9 protein-coding genes and 1 pseudogene are annotated in these 8,568 nt (G+C 62.1%); 8 read left to right on the plus strand and 2 right to left on the minus strand.

The genetic code is table 11. From position 1 onward, the window contains the following. The 8 genes from hflK to AC1D0Z_RS12780 form a co-directional block, all read left to right on the plus strand. The coding region (gene hflK / locus AC1D0Z_RS12745) for an FtsH protease activity modulator HflK (protein WP_477658610.1) at nt 1–1,135 on the plus strand (1,135 nt) is incomplete at its 5' end. A gap of 11 nt (nt 1,136–1,146) precedes the next feature. Beyond that, nucleotides 1,147–2,049, plus strand: coding sequence for a protease modulator HflC (hflC, locus tag AC1D0Z_RS12750; protein WP_477658611.1), 903 nt, complete (start codon nt 1,147–1,149; stop codon nt 2,047–2,049). 6 nt (nt 2,050–2,055) lie between these two features. Beyond that, nucleotides 2,056–2,244 carry a DUF2065 domain-containing protein gene (locus AC1D0Z_RS12755; RefSeq protein ID WP_477658612.1) on the plus strand — a complete coding sequence of 63 codons (189 nt, stop codon included), beginning with the start codon at nt 2,056–2,058 and terminating at the stop codon, nt 2,242–2,244. A 138-nt stretch (nt 2,245–2,382) separates the two neighbouring features. Beyond that, nucleotides 2,383–3,573 (plus strand): ATP phosphoribosyltransferase regulatory subunit, encoded by a 1,191-nt coding sequence (locus tag AC1D0Z_RS12760; RefSeq protein WP_477658613.1) that lies wholly within the window; start codon nt 2,383–2,385, stop codon nt 3,571–3,573. A gap of 52 nt (nt 3,574–3,625) precedes the next feature. Further along, nucleotides 3,626–4,966, plus strand: a complete 1,341-nt coding sequence (locus AC1D0Z_RS12765) for an adenylosuccinate synthase (RefSeq protein ID WP_477658614.1) — start codon at nt 3,626–3,628, stop codon at nt 4,964–4,966. A gap of 73 nt (nt 4,967–5,039) precedes the next feature. Next, nucleotides 5,040–5,564, plus strand: coding sequence for a phosphoribosyltransferase (locus AC1D0Z_RS12770; protein ID WP_411877599.1), 525 nt, complete (start codon nt 5,040–5,042; stop codon nt 5,562–5,564). A 154-nt stretch (nt 5,565–5,718) separates the two neighbouring features. Beyond that, on the plus strand, nt 5,719–6,897 hold the full coding sequence (locus AC1D0Z_RS12775) for a PLP-dependent transferase (RefSeq protein ID WP_477658615.1): 1,179 nt from the start codon (nt 5,719–5,721) through the stop codon (nt 6,895–6,897). A gap of 67 nt (nt 6,898–6,964) precedes the next feature. After that, on the plus strand, nt 6,965–7,150 hold the full coding sequence (locus AC1D0Z_RS12780) for a hypothetical protein (protein ID WP_477658616.1): 186 nt from the start codon (nt 6,965–6,967) through the stop codon (nt 7,148–7,150). A gap of 168 nt (nt 7,151–7,318) precedes the next feature. Here AC1D0Z_RS12780 and mnmH read toward each other — a convergent pair whose 3' ends face one another. Both mnmH and AC1D0Z_RS12790 read right to left on the minus strand, forming a co-directional pair. Next, nucleotides 7,319–8,386 (minus strand): tRNA 2-selenouridine(34) synthase MnmH, encoded by a 1,068-nt coding sequence (gene mnmH / locus AC1D0Z_RS12785; RefSeq protein WP_477658617.1) that lies wholly within the window; start codon nt 8,384–8,386, stop codon nt 7,319–7,321. Further along, a pseudogene (locus AC1D0Z_RS12790) lies at nt 8,383–8,568 on the minus strand (arylesterase); the annotation flags it as partial. The pseudogene AC1D0Z_RS12790 and the gene mnmH, both read right to left, overlap by 4 nt.

An 8,568-nucleotide genomic window follows, 5' to 3' on the forward strand; every position in this document is an offset into this window, starting at 1 on the left:
CCGTGGCGGTTTCGGCCGCGGCAATGGTGGTGGAAACAACGGTGGAAGCGGCGGCGGCTTTCAGCCCGACATGAAGAGTGCCGGCATCGGTGTTGGCCTGATCGCGAGTGTTGCAGTGCTGATCTGRCTCGGCACGGGCTTTTTCATCGTCCAGGAAGGCCAGCAAGCCGTTATCACCCAATTTGGCAAATACCACTCCACCGTAGGTGCAGGCTTCAACTGGCGTCTGCCATACCCGGTGCAGCGCCATGAAATCGTTGTGGTCACCCAGATCCGTTCAGTGGACGTTGGCCGTGACGTCATCATCAAGGCAACGGGGCTGCGCGACTCGGCCATGCTGACTGAAGACGAAAATATCGTTGAAATCAAGTTTGCCGTTCAGTACCGCCTGAACGATGCGCGCGCCTATCTCTTTGAAAGCAAGGACCCCGCAGCGGCGGTGGTCCAGGCGGCCGAAACAGCCGTGCGCGAGGTGGTGGGCAAGATGAAGATGGACTCGGCACTCGCCGATGAGCGCGACCAGATCGGGCCGCGCGTGCGTACCCTGATGCAGACCATCCTGGACCGTTACAAGGTCGGCGTGGAAGTCGTCGGCATCAATCTGCAGCAAAGCGGCGTGCGCCCTCCTGAGCAGGTGCAGTCGGCTTTCGATGATGTGCTCAAGGCTGGCCAGGAGCGCGAACGCACCAAGAACGAAGCCCAGGCCTACGCCAACAATGTGATTCCGCGTGCTGTGGGCTCCGCGTCCCGCCTCAAGGAAGAGTCTGAGGCCTACAAGGCCAAGATTGTGGCCCAGGCCCAGGGTGATGCCCAGCGTTTTCGCTCCGTGCTGACCGAATACCAGAAGGCGCCGCAGGTGACCCGCGACCGGATGTACACCGATGCGATGCAGCAGGTTTACTCCAGCGTGACCAAGGTGATGGTGGAATCCCGCCAAGGCTCAAACCTGTTGTATCTGCCGCTGGACAAAATCATGCAGATGACGGCACAGGGTGATGCAGCCAGCGCTACAGAGCCTGCGCTGGTTCCCGGCGCAGCTTCCTCGCCGGCGGTGCCTGCCGCGCCTGTTTCCAGCTTGCCCCTCGACGCCCGCTCCCGCGATGCCTCCCGCACGCGCGATCGTGAAACTCGCTAAGGAAGACGATCGTGAATAGAGTTGGATTTATCATTTCTTCACTGCTGGTGGTTCTGGCATTGCTCAGCTCCACGCTTTTTGTGGTGGACCAGCGGCAGTTCGGCGTGGTTTATGCGCTGGGGCAGATCAAGGATGTGGTCACTGAACCGGGCCTGCATTTCAAGATGCCGCCGCCTTTCCAGAACGTCTCCTACATCGACAAGCGCTTGCTGGTGCTCGACAGCGTCGACGCCGAGCCCATGCTGACGGCCGAAAAGCAGCGTGTTGTGATCGACTGGTACGTGCGCTGGCGCATCATCCAGCCCAGCGACTACATTCGCAACGTCGGCCTGGATGAAAAAACCGGCGCTAACCAGCTCAACCGCGTGGTGCGCAATGCATTCCAGGAAGAGATCAACAAACGCACAGTCAAGGACCTGCTTTCGCTCAAGCGCGAAGCTCTGATGGCTGACGTCAAGCGCGAAGTGCTGCAGGCCGTACAGGGCGCCCAGCCCTGGGGTGTGGACGTGGTCGACGTACGTATCACGCGCGTGGACTATGTAGAAGCCATCACCGATTCCGTCTACAAGCGCATGGTGGCGGAGCGCCAGCGCGTGGCCAACGAACTGCGCYCTACCGGTTTGGCAGAAGGCGAAAAAATCCGCGCCGACGCCGACCGCCAGCGCGAAGTGACTATCGCCAACGCCTACCGCGACGCGCAAAAGGTCAAAGGCGAGGGCGATGCCGAAGCCGCTCGCACCTATGCCGAATCGTTTGGCCGCGACCCGCAGTTCGCTCAGTTCTACCGCAGCCTCGATGCCTACAAGGCCAGCTTCAACAAGAAGAGTGACGTGATGGTTCTTGACCCTTCGTCCGACTTCTTCAAGGCAATGCGCGGCCCAGGCTCCGGCAACGCTGCACCGGCTAAAAAATAAGCCGGCGTGGACGGCAACACCTTCTGGATGGCGCTGGCCCTGATGCTGGTCATCGAGGGCCTGTTGCCTTTCATCTCTCCCGGCAGCTGGCGCCGAATGTTCGAGCAAATCCTCACCTTGGGCAACGGCCAAATACGCTTCTTCGGCTTGTGCAGCATTGCGGCGGGCTTGGTCCTGCTGGCTGTGCTGGCCTGATCCCTTAATTTGTCCTCCCTCGATACACCAGCCACAGGCAGGGTATTTCTGCCTGAGCGCGCCATTGGGCCTCCAGCAGGCGGAAAACCGGCTTCAAGCCCGGTAAAATGCTGTTTTTAACAGCCCACGAAAATTACAATGCCCGCCTGGTCGTCATCATGGCAATTGCCCGATCAAATTGCCGATGTCCTGCCCTCCGAGGCGCGCCACATCGAAGAGCTGCGCCGCCTGTTCCTGGACACCGCCCGCAGCTACGGCTATGAGCTGGTCATGCCGCCGCTGCTGGAGCATCTCGAATCGCTCCTGACCGGCACCGGCGAAGCGCTCGACCTGCAAACGTTCAAGCTGGTGGACCAGCTCTCCGGCCGTACCCTGGGCTTGCGTGCCGACACCACGCCCCAGGTCGCCCGCATTGACGCCCATTTGCTCAACCGTAGCGGGGTCGCCCGGCTTTGCTATTGCGGACCTGTGCTGCACACCCGCGCTGACCGACCCCATGCCACCCGTGAGCCGCTTCAGTTCGGCGCCGAAATCTACGGCCATGCCGGACTGGAGGCCGACCTTGAAGCCCAGCAATTGGCGCTGGAAGGCCTGAAGGCGGCTGGCGTCACCGAATTGAGCGTCGACATGGCGGACGTGCGCATCGTCAACAGCCTGTTGGCCGGCGCCACCGTCAACAGCAAAACCCTGGCGCTTATCCATGCTGCACTGGCCGCCAAGGACGCGAGCGAGCTCGGCAGCCTCGTCACCAGCCTGAAAGACGGGATTTCAGCCGCGGCCCGCGAAGGCCTCAAGGCGCTGTTGCAGCTTTACGGTGACGAGAAAGTCCTGGCCGAAGCGGAAAAAATCCTGCCGCCCTCGACGGGCCTGAAAGCAGCGCTGAAAAACCTGCAGTGGCTGGCTGCCCACACCCGGGGTGAAAAGGGCGACGTCAAGGTCAGCTTTGACCTGGCCGACCTGCGCGGCTATGCCTACTACAGCGGCACCCGCTTTGCCATTTACGGGCAGGGTGCCGAGCTGGCACGTGGCGGCCGCTATGACGAAGTCGGGGCCGTGTTTGGCCGTAACCGCCCGGCCGCGGGTTTCAGCCTGGACCTGAAAGAACTTGTCAGTGTGCTGCCACCGCGGCCCCTGAAGGCCGCCATCCGTGCGCCGTGGGGTGAAGACGCCGCCTTGCGCGCGGCCATCGCCCGGCTGCGCGCCGGCGGTGAAACCGTGGCTTGCGTGCTGCCAGGCCACGAACATGAAGTCAACGAATTCGATTGCGACCGCGAACTGGCCCACGCTGCCGGTCAATGGGTGGTCCAGCCCCTCAAGAAAGCCGCGTGAGGCCTTGTGCCCCGCCAAGCTTGATCCCAACAAACCTTAACGAGAGTTGAAGATGACAAACAAACAAACCGCGGCTGCGGGCCGCAATGTCGTGGTCGTGGGTACCCAATGGGGCGACGAGGGCAAGGGCAAACTGGTCGACTGGCTGACCGAGATGTCGCAAGGCGTAGTGCGCTTCCAGGGCGGCCACAATGCCGGCCACACGCTTGTCATCAATGGCGTGAAGACGGCGCTGCACCTGATTCCCAGTGGCATCATGCGGCCCGGCGTGAAGTGCTATATCGGCAACGGCGTAGTGCTGTCCGCCGCCAAGCTGTTTGAAGAGATCGAGGGGCTGGAAAAAGCCGGGGTGGAGGTGCGATCACGCCTGMGCGTCAGCGAAGCGTGCCCGCTGATCCTGCCTTTTCACGTCGCGCTGGATGTCGCGCGCGAGGCTTACCGCGAGAAGGGCGGCACGACCAAGATCGGCACCACCGGCCGCGGCATCGGCCCCGCGTATGAAGACAAGATTGCCCGCCGCGCCCTGCGCGTGCAGGACCTCAAATACCCTGAGCGCTTCGCTGCCAAGCTGCGCGAGCTGCTGGATCTGCACAATTTCGTGCTCACCAATTACCTGCATGCGCCGGCCGTTGATTTCGACACCGTGTATGCAGAAGCCATGCGCCACGCCGAGTTGCTCAAGCCCATGATGGCCGACGTCTCGCGCGAGCTCAATGACGCCAACGAGGCAGGTGCGAACCTGCTGTTCGAAGGCGCGCAGGGGACCTTGCTCGACGTCGACCACGGCACCTATCCTTATGTCACTTCCAGCAACTGCGTAGCCGGCAATGCCGCCGCGGGCGCGGGCGTGGGCCCGGGCATGCTGCATTACATCCTCGGCATTACCAAGGCGTACTGCACGCGTGTGGGCGGCGGGCCTTTCCCCACCGAACTCGACTGGGAAAAGCCCGGCACGGTGGGTTACCACCTCAGCACCGTGGGTGCCGAAAAAGGCGTGACCACCGGGCGTAGCCGCCGCTGCGGCTGGTTTGACGCAGCATTGCTCAAGCGCTCCGCCCAGGTCAACGGCCTCTCGGGCCTGTGCATCACCAAGCTGGACGTGCTCGACGGCATTGATGAGCTCAAGCTGTGCACCGGCTACGAGCTTGACGGCCACATCACCGACATACTGCCGATGGGCGCTGAAGAGATCGAGCGCTGCAAACCCATTTACGAAACCCTGCCGGGCTGGAGCCAGAGCACGGTCGGTGTGACCCAATACGACAAGCTGCYGGCTGCCGCGCAGAAGTACCTGCACCGGATCGAAGAAGTCACCGGCGTGCCGATCCACATGATTTCGACCAGCCCGGACCGTGACCACACCATCCTGCTGCGCAATCCGTACGCCGCCTAGCCAGAAAACTTGAGAAAAACGCCTCTAGCCCAATAGGGGCGGGCGCAACCAGCTATCAAATCAGGAGCATTTCATGTTGACAGAAGACGGCAAGCATCTCTATGTGAGCTACGACGAATACCACAACCTGATTGAAAAACTGGCCATCAAGATCCACCAGTCCGGCTGGCAGTTCGACACTATCCTGTGCCTGGCTCGCGGTGGCATGCGCCCCGGCGACATCCTCTCGCGCATTTTCGACAAGCCGCTGGCCATCATGTCCACAAGCTCCTACCGCGCCGACGCCGGCATGACGCAGGGCAACCTCGACATCGCCCGCTTCATCACCACGCCCAAGGGCGAGATCGCCGGCAAGGTGCTGCTGGTCGATGACCTGGCAGATTCAGGGCACACGCTCAACGCCGTGATCCACCAGCTCAAGAACAACTACAAACCCATCACCGAGCTGCGCAGCGCGGTGATCTGGACCAAAGGCGTCTCGACTTTCCAGCCTGATTATTCGGTCGAACTGCTGCCCACCAATCCGTGGATCCACCAGCCGTTTGAAGGCTATGACTCGCTGTCACCGGCCCAGTTGATGGCGAAGTGGAAGATTTAGCCCCCACGGTCGCTCACTTCGTGTAACTCCCTGCCCCCCGAGGGGCCGCTCCGCCTGCGGCCCGGCAGAGCCGGTTCCGCGGCTCCTGCTTGAATGGGAGGTGGCTTTGTTCTACTGCTCTTCAGGTCTCTGGGCTTGCCGTTAATATCCGTGGATGAGCGAAACATCCACCACCCTGATCCACCACCCCTACAAGCCACCCAACGGCTTTGACGCCATCCCGCCCGGGGTCTACAAAGCCTCCACCATTGCATTTCCGACCGTCGCCGCGCTGCGCAGCCGCGACTGGAAGCACAAGACGGGCTACACCTACGGCCTGCACGGAACCCCCACCACCTTCACGCTCGAAGAACGCATTGCCACCCTGGAAGGCGGCAAGTACTGCACCCTGGTGCCCAGCGGGCTGGCGGCAGTGGTGCTGGTCGGCATGGCGCTGCTCAAGGCGGGCGACGAGCTCCTGATTCCCGACAACGCCTACGGGCCCAACAAGAGCTTTGCGCAGGGCGAGCTGGCCGCCTGGGGCATCACCCACCGCTTTTACGACGCGATGAACCCGGCCGACCTGGCCGCCAAGCTGGGCCCGAAAACCCGGCTGGTGTGGATCGAGGCGCCGGGCTCCATCACGCTGGAGTTTCCCGACATGCCCGCACTGGTTGCGGCCGTCAAGGCGCACAAGAGTGCACACGCCAGCGGCATTGTTACCGCCCTGGACAACACGTGGGGCGCTGGCCTGGCCTTTAACGCCTTTGACCTGGGGCTCGATATTTCGGTCCAGGCCTTGACCAAATACCCGAGCGGCGGTGCCGACGTGCTGATGGGCTCTGTTGTCACACGCGACGAGGCGTTGCATCACCTGGTCCATTTTTGCCACATGCGCGTCGGCTACGGCATAGGGGGCAATGATGCCGAACTGGTGCTGCGCGGTCTGAACAGCATGGCTTTGCGCTACGCCGCGCAGGATGCCGCTACGCGAGAACTGGCGGGTTGGCTGCAAACCCGGCCGCAAATCGCGGCCATGCTGCACCCGGCCTTGCCCGGCTCGCCCGKCCATGACACCTGGAAGCGCGACTGCACGGGCGCCGCCTGCCTCATGAGTGCCGTCTTCAAGCCCGAGTTCACGCAGGAGCGGGTAGACCGTTTTTGTGACAGCCTCAAGCTCTTCAAACTGGGCTACAGCTGGGCGGGGCCCATGAGCCTGTGCGCGCCATACGACATACCGGCCCTGCGCACCACGCCATGGCCGTACAAAGGCGGCCTGGTGCGCTTTTCGGTAGGTCTGGAAGCCGTTGCCGACCTGCAGGCGGACATTGCCCAGGCACTGGAAAAAGCCTGACCAAAGGCTTGGCATATCGTGACGGCAATGCAGTACAGTAAGGGTTACCTATTCACGAAAGCACGCAGTGGCAACTCCCAATTACTCTTACGAAAAGCGCCAGAAAGAGCTTGCGAAAAAACGCAAAAAAGAAGAAAAGCTCAAGCGCAAGGCAGAGGGCAAGCCGGATGATGCCGCCGACGATGGAAGTGATGCGCCCGATACCGGCGGCGATACCCCGGATGGCGTGCCACCTGCAGGTCCACTTCCCTGAGGAGCTTGGTTACCATCAAAAATGGCTGCAGGCCTTAATTGACGGGCGCAAGCAGCTATTGATCTGATAGCAAAAAATCCTGACCACACTGGGTCAGGGCCTGGGCAAAAAGCGGCAGGCAATCAAATAACCCGGCGACACCTGCGAAGGTGGGCCGGGTTTGTCGTTTCAGGAAGCGGAATTTTCCGCCCGCAGGGCTTGCGCCAGCGCGGACATGGCTGCGGCACTGCGATCTTGCGGCGAGAGTACGCGGGCCGACGCGTGGCCGGAAAAGTTGCGCTGCATCGACTGCAGGTAGCCCGGGTCGTAGTGTTTGACCAGCAGTTCGCGCACCACGGAGGCTATGTCRCCGCCGCGGGCGCGCGCCTGCCAGTCCTGCACCGTGATTTTGCCGCGCGCTTCGGTCAGCGCTCCCAGGCGCTCACAGAAGAAGTCAATGTCCTTCACAAAAAAGTCATAGTCTTCCAGCAGCAGGGCCACCCGCTCATCTTCCGGCAAGTCCAGCTGCAGGCAAGGGCTGGCGCGCATGGCGGTGATCAGGCCTTCGGGCACSGCCACRTTGCCRACTTTTTTACTCTCGCTTTCAATGTAGACCGGCTGGGCCGGATCGAAACCTTTCAGCGYKGCCCAGATGCTGCTGTCAAASGCCTTCTGGCTGGGCTGCKGCACGCCGGGGATGGCGCCMAGYACCGARCTGCGGTGGTTGGYCAGCGCTTCCAGGTCCAGCACCTGYGCGCCTTCGGCCGCCAGGGCCTGCAGCAGCCGCGTCTTGCCTGATCCGGTGGGGCCGCATACGACGCGGTAGCTGAAGCGGCTGGCAAGCTGTGGCAAGCCGGCCACCAGCGCGGCCCGAAAGGCCTTGTAACCACCGTCCACCAGCGTCACCTTGAAGCCGATCTGGTCAAGCACCAGGGCCAGGGAGCCGCTGCGCTTGCCGCCGCGCCAGCAATAGAGCAGCGGCTGCCATTCGCGGGGCTTGTCCAATACATCGCGCTGGATGTGTTCAGCGATATTTTTGGCCACCAGCGCCGCGCCCAGTTTTTTGGCTTCGAACTGGCTGATCTGCTTGTAGCGCGTGCCGACGATTTTGCGCTCCTCGTCGTGCAGGCTGGGCCAGTTCACGGCGCCGGGAAGATGGTCTTCGGCGTATTCGCCTTCGCTGCGCGCATCAATCACCACGGAAAAACTTCCGAGCGTCTCGAGCGCCTCTTCGGCAGAAATGCGGTCCAGGCTCACTTGATCAGTTTCTTCAGCTCAGGCCATACATTGGCGAGCATTTTCGCCTGAGACTGCTCATTGGGGTGGATCCGGTCGGTCTGGAAGTTGGCCAGCGGGTCGGCCGCGTCGGCAACACCCTTCAGAAAGAAGGGCACCAGGGCCACTTTTTCAGCCTTGGCCACTTTGCCGAAAAGCCCCGA

This window comes from Polaromonas sp. P1_E3 (assembly GCF_056405935.1).